22 protein-coding genes and 1 pseudogene are annotated in these 23,648 nt (G+C 63.2%); 1 reads left to right on the forward strand and 22 read right to left on the reverse strand.

Features of this window, described 5'->3' with window-relative positions; translation table 11 throughout:
• The 17 genes and pseudogenes from QZ281_RS15725 to QZ281_RS15805 all read right to left on the reverse strand — a co-directional run.
• Positions 1-711 (reverse strand): annotated as a pseudogene (locus QZ281_RS15725) (lipid-A-disaccharide synthase); the annotation flags it as partial.
• Positions 708-1,547: a UDP-2,3-diacylglucosamine diphosphatase LpxI gene (gene lpxI / locus QZ281_RS15730; RefSeq protein ID WP_292229975.1), complete on the reverse strand. Its 840-nt coding sequence runs from the start codon at positions 1,545-1,547 to the stop codon at positions 708-710. The pseudogene QZ281_RS15725 and the gene lpxI, both read right to left, overlap by 4 nt.
• Positions 1,544-2,332 (reverse strand): acyl-ACP--UDP-N-acetylglucosamine O-acyltransferase, encoded by a 789-nt coding sequence (lpxA, locus tag QZ281_RS15735; RefSeq protein ID WP_292229977.1) that lies wholly within the window; start codon positions 2,330-2,332, stop codon positions 1,544-1,546. The genes lpxI and lpxA overlap by 4 nt, the downstream gene beginning before the upstream one ends.
• A complete protein-coding gene (gene fabZ, locus QZ281_RS15740; protein ID WP_292229979.1) occupies positions 2,332-2,808 on the reverse strand; it encodes a 3-hydroxyacyl-ACP dehydratase FabZ in 477 nt (158 codons plus the stop codon). Before fabZ ends, lpxA begins: the two co-directional genes overlap by 1 nt.
• A 2-nt stretch (positions 2,809-2,810) precedes the next feature.
• Positions 2,811-3,824 carry a UDP-3-O-(3-hydroxymyristoyl)glucosamine N-acyltransferase gene (gene lpxD / locus QZ281_RS15745; protein WP_292229981.1) on the reverse strand — a complete coding sequence of 338 codons (1,014 nt, stop codon included), beginning with the start codon at positions 3,822-3,824 and terminating at the stop codon, positions 2,811-2,813.
• Between the two features lie 25 nt (positions 3,825-3,849).
• Complete coding sequence (locus QZ281_RS15750) at positions 3,850-4,425, reverse strand: OmpH family outer membrane protein (protein WP_292229983.1); 576 nt, start codon at positions 4,423-4,425, stop codon at positions 3,850-3,852.
• A 32-nt stretch (positions 4,426-4,457) separates the two neighbouring features.
• Positions 4,458-6,899, reverse strand: a complete 2,442-nt coding sequence (gene bamA, locus QZ281_RS15755; RefSeq protein WP_292229985.1) for an outer membrane protein assembly factor BamA — start codon at positions 6,897-6,899, stop codon at positions 4,458-4,460.
• A 29-nt stretch (positions 6,900-6,928) separates the two neighbouring features.
• A complete protein-coding gene (locus tag QZ281_RS15760) occupies positions 6,929-8,146 on the reverse strand; it encodes an RIP metalloprotease (protein ID WP_292229987.1) in 1,218 nt (405 codons plus the stop codon).
• Positions 8,147-8,170: 24 nt separating this feature from the next.
• On the reverse strand, positions 8,171-9,367 hold the full coding sequence (dxr, locus tag QZ281_RS15765) for a 1-deoxy-D-xylulose-5-phosphate reductoisomerase (RefSeq protein ID WP_292229989.1): 1,197 nt from the start codon (positions 9,365-9,367) through the stop codon (positions 8,171-8,173).
• Positions 9,364-10,182, reverse strand: coding sequence for a CDP-archaeol synthase (locus QZ281_RS15770; protein ID WP_292229991.1), 819 nt, complete (start codon positions 10,180-10,182; stop codon positions 9,364-9,366). The genes dxr and QZ281_RS15770 overlap by 4 nt, the downstream gene beginning before the upstream one ends.
• Entirely contained in the window at positions 10,182-10,928 is a 747-nt protein-coding gene (uppS, locus tag QZ281_RS15775; RefSeq protein ID WP_292229993.1) for a polyprenyl diphosphate synthase, read from the reverse strand. The genes QZ281_RS15770 and uppS overlap by 1 nt, the downstream gene beginning before the upstream one ends.
• 85 nt (positions 10,929-11,013) lie before the next feature.
• Positions 11,014-11,571 carry a ribosome recycling factor gene (gene frr / locus QZ281_RS15780; protein ID WP_292229996.1) on the reverse strand — a complete coding sequence of 186 codons (558 nt, stop codon included), beginning with the start codon at positions 11,569-11,571 and terminating at the stop codon, positions 11,014-11,016.
• A gap of 41 nt (positions 11,572-11,612) precedes the next feature.
• The gene (gene pyrH / locus QZ281_RS15785; RefSeq protein WP_292229997.1) at positions 11,613-12,347 is read right to left on the reverse strand and encodes a UMP kinase; all 735 of its coding nucleotides are present in this window, start codon (positions 12,345-12,347) and stop codon (positions 11,613-11,615) included.
• Between the two features lie 126 nt (positions 12,348-12,473).
• Positions 12,474-13,415, reverse strand: coding sequence for a translation elongation factor Ts (tsf, locus tag QZ281_RS15790; protein ID WP_292229998.1), 942 nt, complete (start codon positions 13,413-13,415; stop codon positions 12,474-12,476).
• 127 nt (positions 13,416-13,542) lie between these two features.
• Positions 13,543-14,403 carry a 30S ribosomal protein S2 gene (gene rpsB / locus QZ281_RS15795; protein ID WP_292229999.1) on the reverse strand — a complete coding sequence of 287 codons (861 nt, stop codon included), beginning with the start codon at positions 14,401-14,403 and terminating at the stop codon, positions 13,543-13,545.
• 200 nt (positions 14,404-14,603) lie between these two features.
• Complete coding sequence (dnaE, locus tag QZ281_RS15800; protein ID WP_292230001.1) at positions 14,604-18,062, reverse strand: DNA polymerase III subunit alpha; 3,459 nt, start codon at positions 18,060-18,062, stop codon at positions 14,604-14,606.
• 271 nt (positions 18,063-18,333) lie between these two features.
• The gene (locus tag QZ281_RS15805) at positions 18,334-18,921 is read right to left on the reverse strand and encodes a response regulator (protein WP_292230002.1); all 588 of its coding nucleotides are present in this window, start codon (positions 18,919-18,921) and stop codon (positions 18,334-18,336) included.
• A 202-nt stretch (positions 18,922-19,123) separates the two neighbouring features.
• Here QZ281_RS15805 and QZ281_RS15810 point away from each other — a divergent pair, with 202 nt between their 5' ends.
• Complete coding sequence (locus QZ281_RS15810) at positions 19,124-19,639, forward strand: hypothetical protein (protein WP_292230004.1); 516 nt, start codon at positions 19,124-19,126, stop codon at positions 19,637-19,639.
• 16 nt (positions 19,640-19,655) lie between these two features.
• Here the strand turns inward: QZ281_RS15810 and QZ281_RS15815 are convergent, their stop codons facing one another.
• The 5 genes from QZ281_RS15815 to QZ281_RS15835 form a co-directional block, all read right to left on the reverse strand.
• Positions 19,656-20,360: an ABC transporter ATP-binding protein gene (locus QZ281_RS15815; protein ID WP_292230006.1), complete on the reverse strand. Its 705-nt coding sequence runs from the start codon at positions 20,358-20,360 to the stop codon at positions 19,656-19,658.
• The gene (locus QZ281_RS15820) at positions 20,353-21,633 is read right to left on the reverse strand and encodes a lipoprotein-releasing ABC transporter permease subunit (protein WP_292230051.1); all 1,281 of its coding nucleotides are present in this window, start codon (positions 21,631-21,633) and stop codon (positions 20,353-20,355) included. The genes QZ281_RS15815 and QZ281_RS15820 overlap by 8 nt, the downstream gene beginning before the upstream one ends.
• 2 nt (positions 21,634-21,635) lie before the next feature.
• A complete protein-coding gene (gene proS / locus QZ281_RS15825; protein ID WP_292230008.1) occupies positions 21,636-22,952 on the reverse strand; it encodes a proline--tRNA ligase in 1,317 nt (438 codons plus the stop codon).
• Between the two features lie 78 nt (positions 22,953-23,030).
• The gene (locus tag QZ281_RS15830; RefSeq protein WP_292230010.1) at positions 23,031-23,297 is read right to left on the reverse strand and encodes a DUF1467 family protein; all 267 of its coding nucleotides are present in this window, start codon (positions 23,295-23,297) and stop codon (positions 23,031-23,033) included.
• Between the two features lie 9 nt (positions 23,298-23,306).
• Positions 23,307-23,645 (reverse strand): DUF3088 family protein, encoded by a 339-nt coding sequence (locus tag QZ281_RS15835; RefSeq protein WP_292230011.1) that lies wholly within the window; start codon positions 23,643-23,645, stop codon positions 23,307-23,309.
• Between the last annotated feature and the right edge of the window lie 3 nt (positions 23,646-23,648).

Below are 23,648 nucleotides of genomic sequence, written 5' to 3' on the forward strand. Positions count from 1 at the left end.
CACGGTTCCCGCCGCGACCACAGCGACTTCCAGTGCAGGATCGGCAGCCTTCAGTCTTGCGATGGTGGCTTCGAACACCGGCGTCATGCGATTGATTTCACTAGGACGACTGCCGGGCAGGACCAGCAGCAGCGATGCTTCTGGCGCAATGCCGCGCCGCGCCCGAAACGCTGCGCCGTCGGCATGGCTCATGTCGACATGAAGGGCGGATGACCCGACAACTGTCGTCGACAGGCCCTCCCGCTCGAACCAGGGCGCATCAAACCCATAGAGGGCCAGCAGGTGATCCACGGCGCCCGCCAGCGTCTTCGCCCGCCCGGGCCGCGATGCCCAGACCTGAGGCCCGACGTATTTGATCAGAGGCACATTCGGTTGCGCCGCCCGGATCGCCTTGGCCACCCGTATGGTGAAACCCCAACTGTCGATCAGGATCACCGCGTCAGGCTTTTCCCGCGCGGCCAAAGCCGCCGTCTCCGCGACACGCGCCTTGACCTTGCCGTAGGCGCGCAAACCTTCGATCCAGCCGAGGATGGACAGTTCGGCGATATCGAATGGGCTGACGACGCCCTGTTCCGCCATCCTGGGACCGCCGACGCCGACGAATGCGACGTCTGGCCCCAGACGCGATCTCAAGGCTTTCGCCAGACCTGCGCCCAGCGCATCACCAGATGCTTCAGCAGCAACCAGCATCACCTTCAGAGGACGGCTCAACGGGCTTCCCCCCAGACAAACAGGCCAAGGCGGTCTGCCGCCTCGATGATGGCGTTGCGGTCGATCAGGATCAGACGCCCAGAGACGCCGCCGATGCCCGCCAGACCAGCCGCCGCCGCTAGCTCGACGGTGCGTGGCCCAATCACCGGCATGTCCACGCGCAGGTCCTGGATCGGCTTGGGCGCCTTGCCCAACGCGCCTTTCCGCTCATCTGCGGAACCGCGCAGGTCTGCAGGCAGGCCAGCCACGCGCGAGAGCATGGCGTCCGTGCCCTCTTGAGCTTCAACAGCCAACACCAGACCGTCGACGACAACAGCCCCCTGACCTATATCAAGTTCACCCGATTTTTCAGCGACATGAAGAGCCTTCTTCAGATCAGATAGCTGCTCGGGTGTCGGGCTGACACGCCCCAAGGCGCCGTTTGGCAGCGTCTCTCCGCCCAGAATGTCATCCGCGCCTTCGACGGCGAAACCCTCAGCCTCGAACACCGACAGAATTTTGCGCAACAAGGCGTCATCGCCTTTGGTCGCTGCAGCAATTATACCCGGCAAGAGAGACGCACCCTTAAGATCGGGCTTCAGTGTCTTGAAATCAGGGCGATTGACAATGCCTGCCAGACAGACAGCGGCGCAACCTTCCGACTTCAGAGCCTTCAGAATGGCCCCGATCTGCGCCATACCGAACTCAGCCCCGGGCCAACGCACAAGGTGGGGATCGGCGAAACCCGCCAACCGCACCACGAACACCTCGCGGCCCTCTGCATCGCACCGCGCCGCCACCGCAGCCGGTAAATCGCCGCCGCCAGCAATCAGGCCCAGCTTTCCGCTGACGCTCATTCCGCGTTCGGCAGGCACAGCGGACGCCGACCGCCGTCGCGGATGAAGGCGATGATCTCCATGATCTCGGGCAGATCGGCATAGGTTTCAGCCACGCCGTCAATACGTCCGGCGAACTCGCCCGTGCCCTCGAACAGGTCGCGATAGGCGGCCAGCAGTCGGCGCACCTGATCCTTGCCATAGCCTTTGCGCTTCAACCCGATCAGGTTCAGGCCACGCAACCGCGCATGATTGCCCCAGGCCGAGCCATAGGGAATGACGTCGCGCGTCACAGCGGCCAGACCGCCAATAATCGCGCCCTGCCCCACACGGCCATTCTGGTGCACGGCGCAAAGCCCCCCCAGGAAGACCTTATCGCCGATATGGGCATGGCCGCCCAGCGTGGCGTTATTGGCCATGACGACATTGTCGCCGACCACACAGTCATGGCCGACATGGGCGCCGGTCATGAACAGATTGTTCGAGCCGATCACCGTCACTCCCGTGCCCTGCGGCGTGCCTCGATTGAAGGTGCAGTGCTCGCGGATCTGGTTATTGGCGCCGATCTCCAGCCGCACCGGCTCGCCTTTGTAGCCGTTGTGCTGCGGGTCACCGCCAATGACGGCGAACGGATGGATAACGGTGCCTTCGCCGACACTGGTGTCCTGTTGGACCACAACATGGCTGACCAGACGCACACCTGCAGACAGGACAACATTCGGCCCGACCGTGCTCCACGGCCCGACAACGACCCCGTCGGCGAGACGAGCAGAGGGATCGATGATGGCGGTCGGGTGAATGGTCATCAGGCTGCGGGCTCCGGCACGGTCACGACCATGGCCATGAACTCGGCTTCTGCGGCCAGTTTGCCGTCGATGAAGGTTTCCCCCCGGAACTTGTAGGCGTCGCCACGCGCACGGATCACCTTGACCTCCATGCGCAACTGGTCACCCGGACGTGCAGGCTTGCGGAAGCGTACGCCGTCGATGGACATGAACATGATGACCTTGTCGGCCACCGCCACGTCCAGCGTCTTAGACATCAGAAGTGCGCCGGTCTGAGCCATGGCTTCGACGATCAGGACGCCCGGCATCACCGGATCGATCGGGAAGTGACCGGGGAAGAACGGTTCGTTATGCGTCACGTTCTTGATGCCGACGATTGAGGTCGCGGGCGTGAACTCTTCCGCCTTGTCCACCAGCAGGAAAGGATAGCGATGCGGCAGCCGCCGCATAACCTCGGCGTAGTCGATCTTGCCCCCGACCGTGCTGGTGTCACTCATCCCTATGATTCCTTTGGAGCCTTCTTTGCAGAGGCCTGTTTGGCGAGCCAGACGGTTTCGCGCAAGAACTGACGGATCGGCCGCGCGGGATAACCAGACCAGGTTTCCCCCGCCGGAATGTCGGCCAGCACGCCAGCGCCCGCCGCGACACGTGCGCCTTCGCCGATGGTGATGTGGTCGCCGATCCCGGCCTTGCCGCCGAATATGACGTTGTCGCCCACCGTCACAGAGCCCGAAATGCCGGTGTTGGCGACCAGCAGGCAGTTACGACCGATAATGCAGTTGTGGCCCACCATGACCAGATTATCGATCTTGGTGTTCTCGCCAATCACCGTGTCGTCGTAGGCGCCGCGATCAATGCAGCTGTTAGCGCCGACGGTGACACCGTCTTGCAGGATGACGCGGCCAAGCTGCGGAATATCCATGACGCCGGCGGCCGTGCCAGTGGCGCCAAAGCCCGCCTCGCCGATGCGGGCGCCCGCATACAGCTTCACCCGATCCCCGATCAGGGCGAAACCTACGGTGACGTTGGAGCCGATTACGCAGTCGCGTCCGATCTGCACGCCCGGACCGATCACAGTATTGGCGCAGATGCGCGTGCCGCGACCGATACGGACCCCCACGCCTAGAACCACGCCGGGCTCGATCACGACGCTTTCGTCTTCGGCAGCCTCTTCAAGCGTGATCGCGGCGTCGAGCGTAACGACACGATGCAGCAACAGCGAAGCCTTGGCCCACGAGGCCTGAGGCGTGCGCGACACGATCACAGACGCCTCAGTTGGCGCAGCATCAACCGCTTCTGGCGGCACGATCACACATCCGGCCTGGGTCTGCGACAGCGCAGCAGCGAACTTGCGATCACCCAGAAACGCAATCGCGCCTCTGTCAGCAGAGGACAGAGGCGCGACCGAGGCGATGGACCGATCCCCGCCCCTCTCGACCGCGCCTCCGATCTGCGCCGCCAGTTCGGCGACGGTCAGGGACGGCAGGGTCTGAAAGAAGCGAGTATCGGGCATGGTTTCCTTTTCAGCAGCCAGAGGCTTACTGAGCCGGCACCGGCATACGGTTGAACGTCAGGGTCGGCAGGGCCGCGTTCAGACGCTGGATGGCGACGTCGGTCAGGTCCATGGCCGGGTTCATCATGAAGACGCTTTCACGGTCCAGCAGCAGGCCGCAGCCCTTTTCCTGGTACAGAGCGGTCAGGATCGGCGAAACTGCCTCAGTGATCTTCTGACGTTGCGTGCCCAGGGTGTAGCGCAGTTCGTTCTCGCGCGTGCCTTCCAGTTGCTGGGCTTCCTGAGCGCGCTGCTGCAGTTGCTGGCGACGCTGGTTCATCTGATCCGCCGGGATGCTGGCGCCGCCGGTTTGCAGAGCCGTCGCTTCGGTCTGGATAGCCGTGGCATAGGGCTGCAGTTCACCTTGAACTTCCTGAGCCAGTTGCTGCATGCGGGCCTCAACGGCCTGACCAGCCGACGATTGGGCCAGCAGACGGGCGTTGTAATAGGTGCAGACGCCCGGAATGACCGGACCCGGGTTTTGCGGCGCAGCCTGCTGAGCAAGAGCAGCAGTGGAAACAAGCGATGCCGCAGCCGTAGCGGCGATGATCAGAGCTTTCATTTTACCCTCGTGCGGACGGATTTCGCCGCTGTTTAGAACTGAGTGGAGGTCGAGAAGCGGAAGGATTCGGTCTTGTCGTAGTCTTCCTTGGCCAGGACCTTGGAGATATCGAAGCGGATCGGACCCATCGGCGACTTCCAGTGGATGCTGACGCCCGCAGATGCCCGCAGCGCCATTTCGTCAACGATATTCGCGTTCACCGTGCCGGTCGAGGTCAGCTTGTAGCGATCGTCCAGACCGCCCAGCGTACCCACATCGGCAAAGAGCGAGGTCTTGATGCCGTACTGTTCAGGCAGATAGTTCGGCAAGGTCACTTCGACCGTGCCGATGGCGTAGAAGTTGCCGCCCAATGCGTCGCGCGTCGTCAGATCGCGCGGCCCCATGCCAGCGGTTTCAAAGCCGCGGAAGCTGTTGCCGCCCTTGAAGAAGCGGTCGTTGATGCGGATCGGATCGCCGTTCCAGCCCGTGACATAGCCCGCCTGGCCCATAACGCTCACGATCCACTTCGGCGTGATGCCGTAGTACCAGGACGCGTCCGCTTCGGTCTTGACGTAGTTTACGTCGCCGCCAATGCCCGCGAAGTCCTGACGAAGCGAGCCAGCCCAGCCGCGTGTCGGGCGGACCGGATCGTTCGTGTAGTTGACCTGCAGCGTGTAGCCTGCGGACGAGTTCAGATAGCTGCCGATCTGATCGCATAGCGCAGACGACCCAAGACCCGCCGTGCCGCAATAGTTGTACGGCACGATGATCTCATCGCTCTTCAGGAAGTAGCGCGTGCTGAGCAGCATGTTGCCGTTCAGCGGATAGGACAGACGCACGCCGCCACCCGTCGAACGGTAGTCATACGACGAATACTTGCTCAGGTCGTAACGCGAGTGGAACAGGTCGAAACCGGCGCGCAGGTCACGGCCCAGGAACTTGGGCTCGGTGAAGCGGAAGTCGATCTGCTGGCGCAGCGAACCCCATTCCAGGCGCGACACGACGTTTTGGCCACGTCCACGGAAGTTCCGCTCCGAGATACCCAGGTTGACCGTGAAGGAATCGACCGAGCTGAAGCCTGCACCCACAGACAGTTCGCCAGTCGGCTGTTCCTGCACGGCGACATTGATGACCGAGCGGTCTGGCGCACTGCCGCGCTCTTCCTGGATCGTCACGTCCTTGAAGAAGCCCAGCGCACGCAGGTTGTTGCGCGAGCGCTCCATCAGGGCGCGGTTAAAGGCGTCGCCTTCCGTCAGCATCAGTTCGCGACGGATGACCGGATCGATAGTGCGGGTGTTGCCGACCACATTGATGCGGTCGATGTAGACGCGCTGGCCTTCCGAGACGTTGAAGGTGACATCGACCTTGTCCGTTTCGGGATTGGCGCGATAGGTCGGATTGATGTCGACAAAGGCGTAACCGGCAGAGCCTGCCGCAAACGTCAGGGCGTCGACGGCGCTCTCGATCTTGTCGCTTTCGTACAGAGCGCCCGAGCGGATCGGGATCAGACGCTCAAGGAAGGCGGCGTTCAGGCGGTCATTCTCGGTGACGACCTTCACTTCGCCGAAGGTGTATTTGTGACCTTCGTCCAGCGTCAGGGTCAGTTGGAACGCCTGATTGTCCGGCTGCAGTTCGGCGACCGACGAGACGATGCGGAAATCGTAATAACCGCGGTTCGTATAGAATTTCCGCAGTTGCTCTTGATCGTACTCCAACCGGTTCGGATCGAAGTTGTCGTTGCTGGAGAAGAATTTCCACCACTGGGTGCGCTGGGTCACCATCACGCCGCGCACGTCGCGGTCGGAATAGGCATGGTTGCCCAGGATGTTGATCGCGCTGATGCCAGTCTTCGGACCTTCGTCGATTTCGAAGATCACATCGACGCGGTTCTGCTCCAGCTGGACCAGCTTGGGCGTCACGGTCGCCGAGATACGGCCTTGCAGACGATACAGTTCGACGATGGCGCCGACGTCTTCCTGAACCTTGGCGCGCGTGTAGATGCCGCGCGGGCTCAGCGTCACTTCCTTGGTCAGCTTATCGAGCGAAACCGCCTTGTTTCCCTCAAACACCACCTGGTTGATGATCGGGTTCTCAACGATCTGCACGACCAGATCACCGTGCTGAACGCCCAGTTGAACGTCGGCGAACAGGCCCGTGCGGGACAGGGTGCGGACGGCGACGTCCAGCACGCCCGCATCCACCGTGTCGCCGGGGCGGATCGGCAGATAGGACAGCACCGTCGTCTGGTCGATGCGCTGTGCGCCCTGAACCACGATCCGGTTGATCTGTACGCCCGTAGGCGCAGCCATCTGCACCGTCGGCGTCGCGCCGTCGGCAGGCGCGGCCTGGGCAGGAGCCGGGGCGGGGGTTGGGGCCGGCTGTGCTGGCGCAGACTGGGCGAATGCCGGTGCGCCGAGGCCGGCGGCCACGGTCAATGCCAGAAGGCTGGAGCGGGCGCCCATTCGGACGGCGGCGCGAGAGGTCATGTCGTTCATTCGAGAAACCATCGGGGGCTGGCGTCGGCTCACGAGACGAGCCCGCCGAGGAATTGAAAGATGTTGAGCTTCTGTAGGTCGTTCCACGTCGCGAACAACATAAATCCCGCCAGAAGCGCAAGGCCTGCGCGATAGCCAATCTCCTGATACCGCGCCGACACTGGTCTGCGCGCCACAGCTTCATAGCCGTAGAAAAGCAGATGGCCGCCGTCCAGCACAGGGATGGGCAATAGGTTTAGAAAGCCGATTCCGATCGAAAGTATGGCAGCGAGCCGAACCAGAGTCAGCGAAAGGTTGATTGCAGCCGCCTTTGGATCAGGGCTGGCCTTGACGACTTCGTTGGTCAGAGAGCCGCTGACCTTGGCGATTCCCAGCGGACCGCTGAACTGGTCGCCGGATTCGCGACCGGTCACCATTCGTCCAAGATAGGTCAGGGTCGAGTTCAGAACACTGCCGACCTGACGCACGCCCGCGCCGACAGCTTCGATGGGCCCATATCGGATATAACGGATGTCAGCGCGGCTCGCGCCGAGGCCCAGACCGATCCGGGCGACCTTTATACGGCCTGCGACGGCGTCATCTTCCGTACGGCGTTCCGGTGTCGCCACAAGCTCCAGCGTCTGAGCACCGCGTTCAACCGTGAAACGGACCGGGTCACCTGCGCTCAGCATCACAGTCTGGGTCACATCCGATCCGCTCTGGATCGTGCGTCCATTGACGCCGGTAATCAGGTCGCCAGGCTGGAAGCCCGCCAGAGCCGCTGGCGATCCTTCCTGAACCTGGGCCACGCGTGCAGGCATGATCACGTCGCCCAGCGCCATGAAGGTGGCCGCGAATATGACGATAGCCAGGATGAAATTCGCGACCGGCCCTGCAATAGTGATCAGCGCACGCTGCCAGACCGGTTTGAAATGGAAATAGTCGCGCTCGGCTCCCGGTCCCTTCTCGGCGATCAGACGCTGGCGCAGTTCTGCCAGACCGGCTTGATCCGGCACGCTGGCTGCATCCAGATCGCCCGAGAATTTCACGTAACCGCCAGCCGGGATCCAACCCAGCCGCCATTCTATGCCGTGACGATCCACGCGGCTGAAGATCGCCTTGCCAAAGCCGACAGCGAAACGGTCGACCTTCACGCCAAAGGCGCGGGCCACCAGGAAATGCCCCAGTTCATGGATGGTGACGATAAACGTCAGCACCAGCAGGAATGGTACGATGTAGATCAGAACCTGACCCAGGGCGCCTAGCATTCGAAAATCGTCTCCCCCGGCCGATCAGGCCGCATTCGCAAGTCCGGCGATGATGGACCTGGCCATCTGACGCGCCTCGGCATCGACCGACAGGGCCGCACCGCAGGCATCTCCAGAGCCAAAGACCATCCCCGCTTTTGTCGCACGTTCAAGGGTTTCGGCGACGACTGCGGCAATATTGAGAAACGCCAGCTTCCGGTCAAGGAAGGCGAAGGCGGCCACTTCGTTGGCAGCGTTGAAAACAGCGGGCGCGGCGCCTCCCGATTTCAGCACCTGACGCGCCAGATCCAGCGCCGGGAACCGCTCAACGTCCGGCGCCTCGAACGTCAAACGTCCCAGTGCGGGCAGGTCTAGCCTGGGCGCAGGCCAGGCGATCCGCTCAGGCCAGGCCAGGGCGCAGGCGATGGGCGTGCGCATGTCCGGCGCTCCCATCTGGGCCAACGTCGATCCATCCACATATTCCACAAGGCTGTGGATGATTGATTCCGGGTGGACCACCACATCGATCCGATCCTCGGGCATGCCGAACAAATAGGCCGCCTCGATCATCTCCAGGCCCTTGTTGGCCATGGTGGCGCTGTCGACCGAAATCTTGGCCCCCATGCTCCAGTTCGGGTGCGCGACCGCCTGTTCCGGCGTCGCCGACGCCATCCGCTCACGCGAAACCTGACGGAAAGGCCCGCCTGACGCCGTCAGGACCAGTTTCGACACGCGTTCCGGCGCTTCAGCGGGGAAGACCTGGAAAATAGCCGAGTGTTCGGAATCGACGGGGATCAGCTTGCCCCCTGCCCGTCCAACGCGCTCGATCAGCGCCGGGCCGCAGCAGACCAGGCTTTCCTTGTTCGCAAGCGCCAGGATCGCGCCCGTATCCGCCGCCGCCCATGCCGATTTCAGGCCTGCAGCGCCGACGATGGACGCCATGATCCAGTCGCTCGGACGGGTCGCCGCCTCGACAATAGCGCCCTCGCCTGCCGCCGTTTCGATCCCGGTTCCCGCCAGGGCGTCGCGCAGATCATGCAGTCTGACCGGATCAGCCGTGACCGCCAACTTGGGCTTCCAACGTTTCGCCTGTTCGGCCAGACGGGCGATGTTGGCGCCGCCCGTCAGCGCCTCAACCTCGAAAGCCCCCGTGCCGGAGGCCTCCGCCTTATCCATCAGGTCCAGCGTCGACGATCCGACAGAACCGGTCGAACCCAACACCGTGACGCGACGACGGATCATGCCGCACGCTCAAGCATCAACACGACCAGTCGCCCAGCCGCCACCACCACCACGGCGAACATCAGCCCGTCGACTCGATCCAGCAATCCGCCGTGACCTGGGATGGTGTTGCCCGCATCCTTGACGCCAAACCGCCGCTTCAGCGCCGATTCCCACAGATCGCCGCCCATGGTCGCCAATGCGGCGGCAAGCCCCAGCGCAGCGCCCCAGAAGATCGTCAGACGCCCCATATCGACCCAGGCCGTCATGACCGCGCCTGCAATCGTTCCGGCGACCAGCCCACCGATAAAGCCTGACCACGTCTTGTTGGGCGAGAAGCGCGGCCAGAGTTTCGGTCCGCCCAGGGTCGAACCCGCCAGATAGGCCAGAATATCGGCAGACCAGGCCACCGCGAACACCAGCACCGTCCAGTGCAGGCCAACCGGGCTGTCGACCGCCCGCAGCCAGATCAGCAGAACCGCAGGCCAGCCGAGATAGAGCACGCCGTATGACGCATCCAGCGCCTGCTGGCCCCGGCTGCGCGCATAGACGCCCGCCGCCGCCGCGCCGAACACCAGCATGATAAAGGCGACAGACATGGCGCCGAAGTGCGCGCTGATCACCGCCGCCACGACGCCGAATGAAACAGCCCCGCCCATCACGCGACGGGCATGCGGCGCGCTCATCGCCGCCCACTCAAAGGCCAGAACGATGCAGGCCGCGACCATCAGGCCCAGGAACCACACGCCCCCCGCCCAGGTCGCCGCTACAGCCGCAGGCGCAAGCACGACGGCAGACGCCGCTCGCAACGCGATGTCACGCCCCTTGACCGCCATCAGCCAGCCACCCGCGCTGGCACAGCTTCTCGTCCGCCATAGCGGCGATCACGCTCGCCAAAGACGGCGACAGCCTCGCCCAGAGCCTTGGGACCATAGTCAGGCCACAGCACGTCCTGGAACACCAGTTCGGCATAGGCGGCTTCCCACAACAGGAAGTTCGACAGTCGTTTTTCGCCAGATGTACGAACGATCAGGTCCAACGGCGGCGAGCCCGCAGTCGCCAGCCCCATTTCAAACGTCTGTTCGCTGATCGGCTCGATCGTTTCGCCAGCCAGAAGTTTTTCCGCGTGGCGACGCGCCGCGTCCACCAGATCGGCCCGTCCGCCGTAGTTGAAGGCGACCTGCAACAGGAACCGCGTATTGTGCGCCGTCTGGGCCTCGGCCTTGTCGATGATGGCGACGATGTCGGACGGCAGGCCTTCGCGACGCCCCAGAATGCGCAGACGCACCCCCGCCTTCTCCAACCGGATCAGATCGCTGGCCAGATAGGTGCGAACCAGGCCCATCAGGTCCGACACCTCGTCCTCTGGGCGGCTCCAGTTCTCGGTCGAGAAGCCGAACACCGTCAGGCATTCGATGCCATAGTCGGGTGCGGCCTGAATTGTGCGTTTCAGCGCCTGGACGCCTTCGCGATGGCCGATTGCACGCGGCAGGCCGCGCGCCTTCGCCCAGCGGCCGTTGCCGTCCATGATGATCGCGACATGGCGCGGACCATGCGGGCGTGGTCCATCGACACCGATCACTGCGGTCTCCGTACCTGTAGGCGCGGCCGTCATCTGCTGTGAGTTTCCTTCCGCGCCACGCCGGTTCGCCCCAGACCTGCTCGCCTTAGACCTGCATGATCTCTTGTTCCTTGGTCTTCAAGGCTTCGTCGATGCGTTTGATGGCCGCGTCCGTCTCTTTCTGGACATCGGTTTCCAGCTTCTTCTGCTCGTCCTGGCTGATTTCGCCAGCCTTCTCGGCCTTCTTGAAATCATCATTGGCGTCACGACGGACGTTGCGCACGGCGATCTTCTGCTGCTCGGCGTATTTGCCAGCCAACTTGACCAGGTCCTTGCGGCGCTCTTCGGTCAGGGGCGGCACCGGAATACGCAGCGTCTGGCCGTCAACGATGGGGTTCAGGCCCAGGTTGGCGTTACGAATCGCCTTTTCAACGGCGACGACCATCGACTTGTCCCAGACATTGACCGAGATCATGCGCGGTTCCGGCACACTGACGGCGGCGACGGCCGTCAGAGGCGACGCCGAACCGTAGGCTTCAACGCGCACGGGTTCCAGCAGGCCCGCATTGGCGCGGCCGGTGCGCAGGCCGCTGAATTCTTCCTTCAGGGCGGCGACCGACTTGTCCATGCGGTCGCGATAGGTCTTCAGTTCGGGCTTGGCCATCGTCTAGGTCTCTCTTGTCTCTGTCAGGTCTCTCGGGCTGCTCAGGCAGCGTCCTTGATCACCGTGAACGTGCCTTCGCCCGTCAGGGTCCGGCGAAGTGAATCGTCTTCCCGGATCGAGAAGACCACAATCGGAATGCCCGTGTCGCGCATCATGGCGATGGCGGAGGCGTCCATGACCCGCAGATCCTTCGCCAGCACTTCCTGGTAGGTCAGGGTCTCATAACGGGTCGCGTTCGGATCCTTCTTGGGATCGGCGGTGTAAACGCCATCGACGCTGGTGCCCTTCAGCAGGGCGTCGCAACCCATTTCAGCCGCGCGCAAGGCAGCGCCCGAATCAGTTGTGAAGAAAGGTGCGCCGACGCCAGCGGCGAAGATCACGACGCGGCCCTTTTCCAGGTGACGCAGAGCGCGACGGCGGATGTAGGGTTCAGCGATGGCGGCCATGGGGATGGCGCTCTGTACGCGGGTCGAAACCCCGATCTTCTCCAGCGCCGACTGCATCGCCAGGGCGTTCATGATGGTCGCCAGCATGCCCATATAGTCGGCCTGGGCGCGCTCCATGCCCGCTGCGGCCTTGGACAGGCCGCGGAAGATGTTGCCGCCGCCGATCACCAGGCAGATTTCAACGCCCTCTGCCGCCACCTGCGCCACCGCCTTGGCCACCGTATCCACGGTCGCCATGTCGACGCCGAAGGATTGGTCGCCCATCAGGACTTCACCGGAAACCTTCAACAGCACGCGTTTGTAGCGGAAGTTCGAGGGGGCGTCGGGCATGCGGGGGTTCCGTTTTACTGCGGCGCCATTGAATCAGGCGGCTTCTTATAGACGAAGGGCGCGCCGGCCATCAAAGCCGAACGCGCCCTTCTGATACAAATCCCTCACGAATGAGGGGATAGGAGCTTAGTTGCCGCCCATCATGGAGGCGACTTCCGACGCGAAGTCGGGGCCTTCAACCTTCTCGACGCCTTCGCCCAGCGCCAGGCGGACGAAGCCGGCCAGGTGCAGGTTGGAGGAGCCCAGTTCCTTGGCCGAGTTGGCGACCAGCTGCTCGATGGTCACGTCCGGGTCCATGACGAACGGTTGCTTGGACAGCACCACGTCCTTCTGGAACTTGTTGATCTGACCTTCCACGATCTTTTCGATCATGTTTTCCGGGCGGCCTTCTTCCTTGGCCTTTTCGATCAGAACAGCGCGTTCCTTCTCGATGGCGGCGGGGTCCAGGTCGTCCGTGTTCAGCGACAGAGGCGCGGTGGCGGCGACGTGCATGGCGATCTTGCGGCCCAGTTCGCGCAGAGCGACCTTGTCGCCTTCGCCGTGCAGGGCGACCAGCACGCCGATGCGGCCGACGCCCGGCGAAACAGCATTGTGGACGTAGGTCGAAACCACGCCTTCGTCGACCGACAGGCGGGCGGCGCGGCGCAGTTGCATGTTCTCGCCGATGGTGGCGATCATGTTCGTCACTTCGTCCTGGACCGTCTTGCCGGCTTCCAGCTCAGCGCCGTGCAGGGCTTCGACCGTGTGGTGCTCCAGACCCAGTTGGGCGAACGACTTGGCGGCGTTCTGGAACAGCTCGTTACGGGCGACGAAATCGGTTTCAGCGTTGAATTCGATGGCGGCGGCGACTTCGCCCTTGCCGTCTTCCTTCGACGCAACAGCAACCAGACCTTCAGCGGCGACGCGGTCAGCCTTCTTGGCGGCCTTGGACAGGCCCTTGGCGCGCAGCCAGTCGATTGCTGCTTCGATGTTGCCGTCGTTTTCGACCAGCGCCTTCTTGCAGTCCATCATGCCGACGCCCGAACGCTCGCGAAGTTCCTTCACGAGGGCGGCAGTGATCTCGGCCATGTTCTTCTCCTTGGGGGGATTTCGATGTGGGAACGGCCGGGCTGATTTAGCCCGGCCGTGTGTCAGTTCAACGCACGGCCTTCATTCTTGGCGCTAAACATTAGCACCTAAGAAGGCCGCAGGGCGATCAGCCCTCAGCCTTCTCAGCTTCAGCGGCCGGTTCAGCAGCCGCTTCCAGTTCAGCAGCAGCGCCTTCCGTGCCAGCCGGAGCGGCTTCAGCAGCGACCGGAGCCGAAGCTTCGCGCAGCATCGGCTCAACCGGAGCTTCCGAAGCGCCCAGGTCGATGCCCGAGGCCGAAGCGCCAGCCGCCAGACCGTCCAGGACGGCGTCGGCGATCAGGTCGCAGTAGGTCTGGATGGCGCGTGCGGCGTCATCGTTGCCGGGGACCGGATAGGTGATGCCGTCCGGGTCCGAGTTGGTGTCCAGGATAGCGATGATCGGGATGTTCAGCTTGCGAGCTTCCTGGATCGCAATCGCTTCCTTGTTGGTGTCGATCACGAACATGATGTCCGGGATCGAACCCATGTCCTTGATGCCGCCCAGCGACAGTTCCAGCTTGTCCTTCTCGCGTTGCAGAGTCAGCAGTTCCTTCTTGACGCGGCCTTCGCCGCCGTTCTCGAGGATGCCTTCCAGCTCACGCAGACGAGCGATCGAGCCCGAAACGGTGCGCCAGTTGGTCAGCGTGCCGCCGAGCCAACGGTTGTTCATGTAGTACTGGGCGCAGCGCTTGGCGGCTTCAGCAACCGGCTCCGAGGCCTGGCGCTTGGTGCCGACGAACAGAACGCGACCGCCCTTGGCGGCGACTTCACGCACGGCCACCAGAGCCTGGTGGAACAGCGGCATCGTCTGCGACAGGTCGATGATGTGGATGTTCGAGCGCGAGCCGAAGATGTAGCGGTCCATCTTCGGGTTCCAGCGGTGCGTCTGGTGACCGAAGTGAGCGCCTGCTTCCAGCAGGGTGCGCATCGAGAATTCTGGCAAAGCCATGATCGTTTAGTCCTTTTTCCGATCAAACGTGGCGCGGGGGATTAAAGGCCGAAAGGCCCTCGGAATGGTGCGACACGGGATTTCTCCCCGAATCGCGCCTCACCCGCGTTGCGAAATGCGAGCGCCGTGTAGTCGGGATGGCCCGGAAACGCAAGTGTGGCGATGGCGGCAACCGCAATCCGCAACCAACACCGCCCCGTTCAGGCCTCTTCCAGCATGACAACGCCGGGCGCCGACTTCAGCGCCCCTCGCAAGGCGCCATCCAACCGGTACCGCCCCGGCAACTTCAGCTCCACCTCCTGGCGACCATCCAGAGAGGCGACCAAAGACACCTCCCCGCCCTTGCCGATGGCGCCCGAACGCGCCTTCTCCAGACGCGAGCGCAAAGCCTCGGCGTCTGCGGTCCTGGCCGATACATGGATGCGCAGGCCGATGTTCGCGTCATCCAGCAGGTTGTCCATACGCGAGGCGTCATCGCCGAAGAACCGCACCTCCCCGTCCGACGACTTGGCGCGCACCCGCACCATGACGGAAGCGCCCGGCTCCAGCACTTCACGACATTTGCGCAACTGCTCCGGAGGGAACAGGCATTCAAACTCCCCCGTCGGGTCCGAGAAGGTGACGAAGGCGAATTTTTCGCCCGTCCGCGCGCTGGCACGCTCCTGCCTGCGCCGCACCATGCCCGCCATCTGGAAGGCTTCGTGCCCCGATTCCGCAAGCGGGATCGCCTCCGCGACGAAGGTCACGCGCTTGCGCTTCAACGCCGTCGTCATCTCGTCCAGCGGGTGGCCGGACAGATAGAAGCCAACGGCGGCCAGTTCGTGATCCAGTCGTTCCGGCCCGACCCAAGGATCGACATTCTTCAGGCGCGGCCGTGCGGCATGCGCCTGATCGCCGCCGAACAGCGACACCTGCGACGAAGCCCGTTCCGCCGCCACGCTCTGGCAATAGGCCATCAGGATGTCGGCCTGCTCCACCAACTGGCGACGGTTCGGGTGGATGCTGTCGAAGGCGCCTGCCTTGGCCAAGCCTTCCAACGCCCGCTTGTTGACGCTGCGCGGATCGACCCGCTCAAGGAAGTCGAAGATATCGGGGAACCGCCCGCCCGTCTCGCGCACCTCGATGACGTGTTTCATGGCCTCAAGGCCCACGTTTCGGATCGCCCCCAGCGCATAGAGCACCGAGCCCTTGTCCTCATCCCAGGCAACGTCAAAGTCGGCGGATGAACGGTTGATGTCCGGCGCCAACACTGGCACCTCGAACCGCCGCGCATCCTGATAGAAGACCGCCAGCTTATCGGTGTTCGACAAGTCCAGGCTCATCGAGGCGGCGAAGAACTCGACCGGATGATTGGCCTTCAGCCAGCCCGTCTGGAACGAAATCAGCGCATAGGCCGCAGCGTGCGATTTATTGAAGCCGTAGCCCGCAAACTTGGCCACCAGGTCGAAGATGGATCCCGACTGCGTCTCGGGAACGGCCTTCTCCAGCGCGCCCTTGACGAAGCGAAGGCGCTGGAAGTCCATCTCCTCCTTCTTCTTCTTGCCCATCGCGCGGCGCAGAAGGTCGGCTTCACCCAGGCTGTAGCCCGCCAGGATCTGGGCGATCTTCATCACCTGTTCCTGATAGATGATGACGCCGTAGGTTTCGGTCAGCACCTCGGTCAGCGAGGGGTGCAGATAGTCCACCTCGGCCCGACCGAACTTACGGTCGATATAGGTGTCGATCATCTCCATCGGCCCCGGCCGGTAGAGGGAGATCAGCGCGGTGATCTCCTCAATCGAACTGCATCGCATCTTGCGCAGGGTGTCGCGCATGCCCTGTGATTCCAGCTGGAACACGCCAACTGTCTGGCCGGAGGCCATCAGTTCATAGGTCTTGGCGTCATCCAGCGGCAGCTGGTTCCAGGTCGGCGCCAGCCCACGGCGCGACAGATAGCGGTGCGCACGGTCCAATGTCGTCAGGGTCTTCAGACCCAGGAAGTCAAACTTCACCAGACCCGCAGGCTCAACCCACTTCATGTTGAACTGGCTGGCCGGGATCGTGGACCGCGGGTCCTGGTACAGAGGCACCAGTTCCGTCAGCGGGCGGTCGCCGATGACGATGCCCGCCGCGTGGGTCGAGGCGTTGCGATACAGTCCCTCAAGCTCCAACGCCGTTTCCAGCAGCGTCTTCACCGCCGCTTCGGCATCGCGCGCCTCTTTCAGACGCGGCTCCAGCTCAATGGCCTGGGCCAGGGTGACCGGATTGGCCGGGTTGTTCGGCACCATCTTGCAGAGCCGGTCCACCTGCCCCAGCGGCATCTGCAACACACGCCCCACATCGCGCAGCACAGCGCGCGCCTGCAGGGTGCCGAAGGTGATGATCTGCGCCACCCGGTCCTTGCCGTAGTGAGCCTGCACATAGTCGATCACCTCTTCCCGCCGTTCCTGGCAGAAGTCGATGTCGAAGTCGGGCATGGAGACCCGTTCGGGGTTCAGGAACCGCTCGAACAGCAGGCCGAAACGCAGCGGATCAAGATCCGTAATGGTCAAGGACCATGCGACCAGAGAACCGGCGCCGGAGCCCCGCCCGGGCCCCACCGGGATGCCATGCTCCTTGGCCCATTTGATGAAGTCCGAAACGATCAGGAAGTAGCCCGGGAACCCCATCTGCTGGATGATCCCGACCTCCCATTCCAGGCGGGTCCAGTATTCTTCTTCAGGAACAGCGGCTGCGACCTCGGTGAGGCGGACCTTCAGGCCTTCGCGCGCCTGGTGCGCCAGTTCATCGGCCTCCGAGCGCCCTGCCCCCGTGTCAAAGCGCGGCAGGATCGGCGCATGGGTCTTGACCAGAAAGGCGCAGCGTCTGGCGATGTCGATCGTGTTGTCGCAGGCCTCGGGCAGATCGGCGAATAGCTCGCGCATCGCCTCGGCGGACTTGAACCAATGCTCGCCCGTGATCCGGCGACGATCTTCCTGGCCTGTGAAGGCGCCGTCGGCGATGCACAGCAGCGCGTCATGCGACTTCGCCTGCGACGCCTTGGCGTAATAGACATCGTTGGTGGCGACCAGCGGCGCGTCGTTGGCGTAGGCCCATTCGACCAATCCGGGCTCGGCGCGCCGTTCGTCGTCCAGTCCGTGGCGTTGCAGTTCGACATAGAAACGGTCGCCAAACGCCGCCCTCATGGCGTCTAGTGTCTCGACCGCCTCAGCCTTCTTGGCCTGCGCAAATAGCGGGTCGACGGGCCCGTCAGGCCCGCCCGAAAGCAGAAGCAGTCCTTCCGAACGTTCCACGACCTGACGCCAGTCCACACCCGGTTCGGCCATTTCGCCGGAGTCGAGATAGGCCGACGACGACAGGGCGCACAGGTTCAGCCAACCCGTCTCGTTCTGGGCCAACAGGACGATGGTGGGCACCTTGGCCCAGCGCGCGTTGACTTGGCCCCCAATGCCAAACACCGGCAGGGCACAGGCGACGATGGGCTGAACGCCAGAGTCCTTGGTGGCCTGACTGAACTCCAGCGCACCGAACAGGTTGGCCCGGTCTGCGACTGCGACCGCGGGCATGCCGGCGTCCGCCGCCATCTTGCCGATCTTGCCCGCCTTGATCGCACCTTCCAGCAACGAATAGGCGGAGCGCACGCGCAGATGGACGAAGCCCTGCCCCTCTGCTGCACTCACTGTTCGCTCCTTCGTCTGTGACCCGATTAGACGCCGAATCGGCGCCCACGCCAACGACCTGGCTGATATGGCGTCGCCGAAACGAGCGTCAAACGATCAGTCTTGTTGGAGCGTCAGACGGACGTGGCCATCAAGGCCGCCTGCCAGACCATCCAGACGAAGCCGCCGCACGACGCAAGCGACAGCATATCCCTCATCAAACGCGGCATGAGCTTATCCCCAGATCAACCTCTGTGTTCCGGCAATGTTCTATGTTCCGATTTTGTTCTCGTCAAGCGTCCGGAGCGGTAAATCCGATGCGCGTCAGCGCCGAGGCCAACGCCGCCGAATTTGGCGACTGCGTCTTGCGTAACAGGCTGGCGCGGAAGAACTCGACTGTCCGCGGGCTCAGCGCCAGAGCCTGCGCGATCTGTTTGGTGGTGCGCCCCGCGACCAGATATTCGGCCACCTGCCGCTCGCGCCGCGTAAATGTCAGGGTGTCTTGGCGCGGGATCGAAGCCAGAATATCCAACGCACGTCGGGCTGCGCCTAGCAGCTGTTCAGGTGAAGTCGGCTTGGTCAGCACATTGTCGACGCCCAGACGCATGGCGTCGACGGTCGTCAGCACATCCACATAGGCGCTGACCAGTATGACGGCGTGACGGCCGAAAGCGCAGAAGGCGCCGACCAGATCCAGCCCCTCAATGCCCGGAAGTTTCAGATCAACGACGATGCATGTCGGATCTGCATCCGACGCCCACATCAGGGCGTCCAGCGGGTCAGTGAACCCCACCGCCTGGAAGCCAGCCTCTCTGAAAGTGAGCAATGTCATGCCCAGGATCGCGGGATCGTCGTCGATCACCAGGATCTCCTGGGTCACGTCAGATCCCTGGGCGATGCGGTCTGACGACGGCTCACCAGCCAAGCCTGCCGACTTGCGAAGGCGGTCGTTCGATGCCGAAGGATCAAACGGCGAGAGTCCCAAACTTTCCATGCACACAAAATACAATGCCGGTTGATCTGCGAAACCTCGTAGTCCCACGCAATTGATCAAGTAGCGCGGTTAGTCCAGCCATGACGTGATGTTGAAGTCACTGAATGAGCGCCGTGTCGGCATGCTGGAAGCCGCAATCCTTGTAACGAGCGTGGAACAGGATTTCGAAACGGGTCGTCTTTGGCCCGCTCTCAGGGATCTACGCAAAGGTCATGCCAGAACCTTGGGCCTGTCGGGCGTCATTCTCTGCGACGCCAATCGTGTGATGTATGGTCTTGAGGGCAGCAGTCAGTATCTGGACCGCTTTACTCAAATGCTGGAGGAAAGCCCCTGTGAGGCGGCTGTTCAGTTGCTGCTGCGCCGCCCCATCGCTCAGCGCACCTATCGCGCCCCTGCCCTGCTGGCGCCCACACTGGCCAAGGAAGAACGAACCTGGCTGAGAGAGGAACTGGACCACAGCGCCTCGGACCTGACCACCCTGCCCACCTTCCTGACCTGGCTCGCGTTGCGGCAGGCAGAGACGATTGTCGGCGGATACGGCCACGGTCTGATGGGACCGGCAGACAGCTTTCCGCCCAGCCGTTCAGGCGTAACGCGGCACTAGGCCGCAGCGCCAGACCTCAGTAGGCGTGACTTTCAGCGGCCCGTTCTTCCAGATGGCCGTCCTTCAGAGCGAAAACCCGATCCATATGGCCCGCCAACTCCATGTTGTGCGTGGCGATCAGGGCCGCGACACCCGTCGTCTTCGCCAAGTTGCGCAGGGATTCAAAGACCGACTGGCTGGTCGTCGGGTCCAGATTTCCCGTCGGCTCATCGGCCAGCAACAGCCGGGGGCCATTCGACAGCGCCCGGCCAATCGCGACACGCTGCTGTTCGCCGCCCGAAAGTTGCGCCGGCTGGTGCGTCATCCGTTCGCCTAGGCCCAGAATCGCCAGCGTCTCTTCCGCACGCTTGCGCGCATCGGCTTGCGAAACGCCGGCGATCCGCATCGGCAGGGCGACATTGTCGCGAGCATCAAACTCCGGCAGCAGGTGGTGGAACTGATAGACGAAACCAATGCGGCTCAGACGCAGGCGAGTGCGCGCCCGTTCGTCCAGATCACCGACCGCCTCACCATCAATGGTCACCGTGCCCGCCGTCGGTCGCTCCAGCAGACCGGCTGCGTGAAGCAGCGACGACTTGCCCGAGCCGGACGGGCCGATCAGGCCGACGATCTCACCCGGAAATACATCCAGGTCGACGCCTTTAAGCACGGTCAAACCGCCGAGCGCCGTCTCATAGGTGCGCGTCAGACCGCGCACGGACAGGATGGGGGCCTTACTCATAGCGCAGCGCCTCAATCGGATCGATCCGGGTGGCGAGCCACGACGGGATCAGGCTGGCGAAGCAGGACATGAAGGTCGCCCAGACGGTGATCCAGATCACGTCCACCGGATCAACCTCCGCCGGAATGGCGTCCAGCATATAGACGTCCGAGTTGAACAGCTTGGTCTGGAACACCCACTCCAGCGCGTGCTGGATCGCGCCGATGTTCAGGCAGAACAACAGGCCAAGGATCAAGCCTGCGATGGTTCCGGCGATGCCGATCATCGACCCGGCCATGAAGAAGACACGCAGGATGGACGACGGGCTGGCGCCGATGGTGCGCAGGATGGCGATGTCCTTGGTCTTGTTCTTCACCAGCATGACAATGCCGGAAATGATGTTCAGCGCCGCGATGGCGACCACCATGCCCAGAATGATGCTCATGGCCACGCGTTCAACCTTCAGCGCGCCATAGAAGGCGGCCTGACGTTCGCGCCAGTCGGTGACAATCGCCCCCGGGCCTACCGCGTCACGCACCGCAGCCGTCATATCGCCCACCTTATCAGCGTTCGCGACCTTGATCTCGATGACGTCCCAGACGCCTTCTTTGCCAAAGAACAACTGCTGCTGCTCCAACGGCATGAACATGTAGGCCCGGTCGTAGTCTGCCGCACCAGAACGGAACAGGCCGCCCACGTAGTAGGTCTTTTCCAAACCGCCCAGATTGCCGAAGGCGCTGTCGGCGCCCGTCGGAGAATACAGTGTGATGGGATCGCCTACCCGCACGCCCATCGAATTCGCCAATGACGCGCCGATCAGAATACGGTTGCCGCCATAGGCGCCCTTGCCAAAGCTCTCGCGCTCAGCAGGCGTCAAACTGTCGAACACGAACTTGGTGTCGATCAGATCTTCCGGCCGCACACCCCGCACGACCGCGCCCGTTGTATAGCCGCCGACACGCACCAGACTCTGCGCCTCGTTCAACGGCGTTGCGCTGACGACGCCCGGCACGGCCGCAATCCGTTTCAACGCCTCGTCGCGATCCAGCGAGGTCAGGACACTGCCCTGGACATACATATGCCCGTTGAAGGACAGCATCCGCCCCAGCAACTCGTTCCTGAAGCCCGACATGATGCTCAGCACCACAATCAACGCCATCACCGCCAGCAGAATGCCGATGAAGCTGATGATGGCGATCAGGGCGACCCCGCCCTCCTTGCGCTTGGCGCGCAGGTAACGAAGGGCGAGACCGATCTCCCACGAGGAGAACGGGCCGGAGGGACGAGACGGCAGGTTCAAGCAGTCAACCTTTCGAGGGCTTCAGCCAGCGGCACAGACAGTTTCTCGCCGGTCGCGCGGCGCTTCAGTTCGACCACGCCGTCGGCCAATCCCTTGGGCCCGATGGTCAGCTGCCACGGCACGCCGATCAGGTCGGCGGTGGCGAACTTGCCACCCGGACGTTCGTCGGTGTCGTCGTACAGCACGTCCTTGCCCAGCTTCTCCAGCTGCGCGACTGCGTCCTCACAGGCCGCAGAGACGGCTTCGTCATTGGCGCGCAGATTGATGACGACCACGTCGAACGGCGCCACCGAATCTGGCCAGATGATGCCGCCCGCGTCGTGACTGGCCTCAATGATGGCCCCCATCAGGCGCGACACGCCGACGCCGTAGCTGCCCATGTGGACCTCGGTGTCTTGCCCATCCGGCCCAGCGACCTTGGCCTTCATCGGGGCCGAATATTTGGTTCCGAAGTAGAAGATGTGGCCGACTTCGATGCCACGCGCCGACAGGCGGTCACCCTCGGCGGTCTGGGTCTCGAACTGGGCCGTGTCGTGCATTTCCTCGGTCGCGGCGTAGAGGGCCGTGCGCTCGTTGAACACGTTTTCCAGTTGCTCAACGCTGAGGTTGTGGCCGGGCGCGTCCATCTCGACCAGCTTGCGGTCGCAGAAGACCTCGCTCTCGCCGGTTTCGGCCAGAACGATGAACTCGTGGCTCAGGTCGCCGCCAATCGGGCCGGTGTCAGCGCGCATCGGCACAGCCTTCAGACCCAGGCGCGAAAAGGTGTTCAGGTAGGCGGCGAACATCCGCTTGTAGGCGATGCGCGCAGACGCCTCGTCCAGATCGAACGAATAGGCGTCCTTCATCAGGAACTCGCGGCCGCGCATCACGCCAAAGCGCGGGCGTCGCTCATCACGGAACTTCCACTGGATGTGGAACAGGTTCAGCGGCAACGACTTGTAGGATTTCACATAGGCCCGGAAGATGTCGGTGATCATCTCCTCGTTGGTGGGCCCGTACAGCAGTTCGCGCTCATGCCGGTCGGTGATGCGCAGCATCTCAGGACCATAGGCGTCATAACGGCCCGACTCGCGCCACAGGTCCGCCAGTTGCAGCGTCGGCATCAGCAGTTCGACCGCCCCTGCCCGCTCCTGTTCCTCGCGCACGATCTGTTCGATCTTGCGCAGCACCCGCAGCCCCAGCGGCAGCCACGCATAAATGCCGGCGGCCTCCTGTTTGATCATGCCCGCGCGCAGCATCAGCTGGTGCGAAACAATCTGGGCGTCAGAAGGGGCTTCCTTCAGCGTGGGCAGGAAAAAGCGCGACAGGCGCATGATCAGGAATCCTAGGCGTCGAAACAGTCCTAAGGCTTTAGCCGTTGGACCGGGGCGAAAGCTAGGCCGCCGTATCGTTTAGACGGCTGGCGCCCGTGAGAAATCGGGCAGAGGCAGCCAGCCGGTGAAGATCAGCACCATGATGAAGACCCAGACCAGCACCGAAACCCAGGTCGTGGTGATGAACTTCTTCTTCAGGTTGGGGGTCTTGGGCGCCCCCCACTGGGCGCCGTCCTTCGGCGGTTCAGGCGATTCCTGCAACATGCCCAGCGGCAGAATGCCGAACAGCACCGTCCACCAGACGACGACATAGATACCGATCATGGTGAAGATGCCGATGGGCATGTCAGACCTCTAGGGGTGCGGCAGGCCGATCCCGTAACGGGCGGCCAGATAAGGAATAATCGCCTCGTCCTGCAGGAACAGGCGGCCCGTCGTCGCACTGACCTGAGCGTCAGGCCAGTCCAGTCCGCCGTCCAGCACCAGCAAAGGACAGCTCTGATCCGCCTCCCCCACCCACTCCAGCACAGCCGGACGTGGGCGCGGGAAGTCCACATAGACCACGTCCAGCAGTTCGCGCAGCTTCGGATAGAAGCTCAGCACGCCCTCGATGACTGCGCCCGGCGGGCAGTACCAGGGGCCACCATGCGTGTCGTGCCAGTCGGGTTTGATGAGGAAAAGCGGTTCAGCCATGAG

The organism is Brevundimonas sp., assembly GCF_018608325.1.
GTDB lineage: Bacteria > Pseudomonadota > Alphaproteobacteria > Caulobacterales > Caulobacteraceae > Brevundimonas.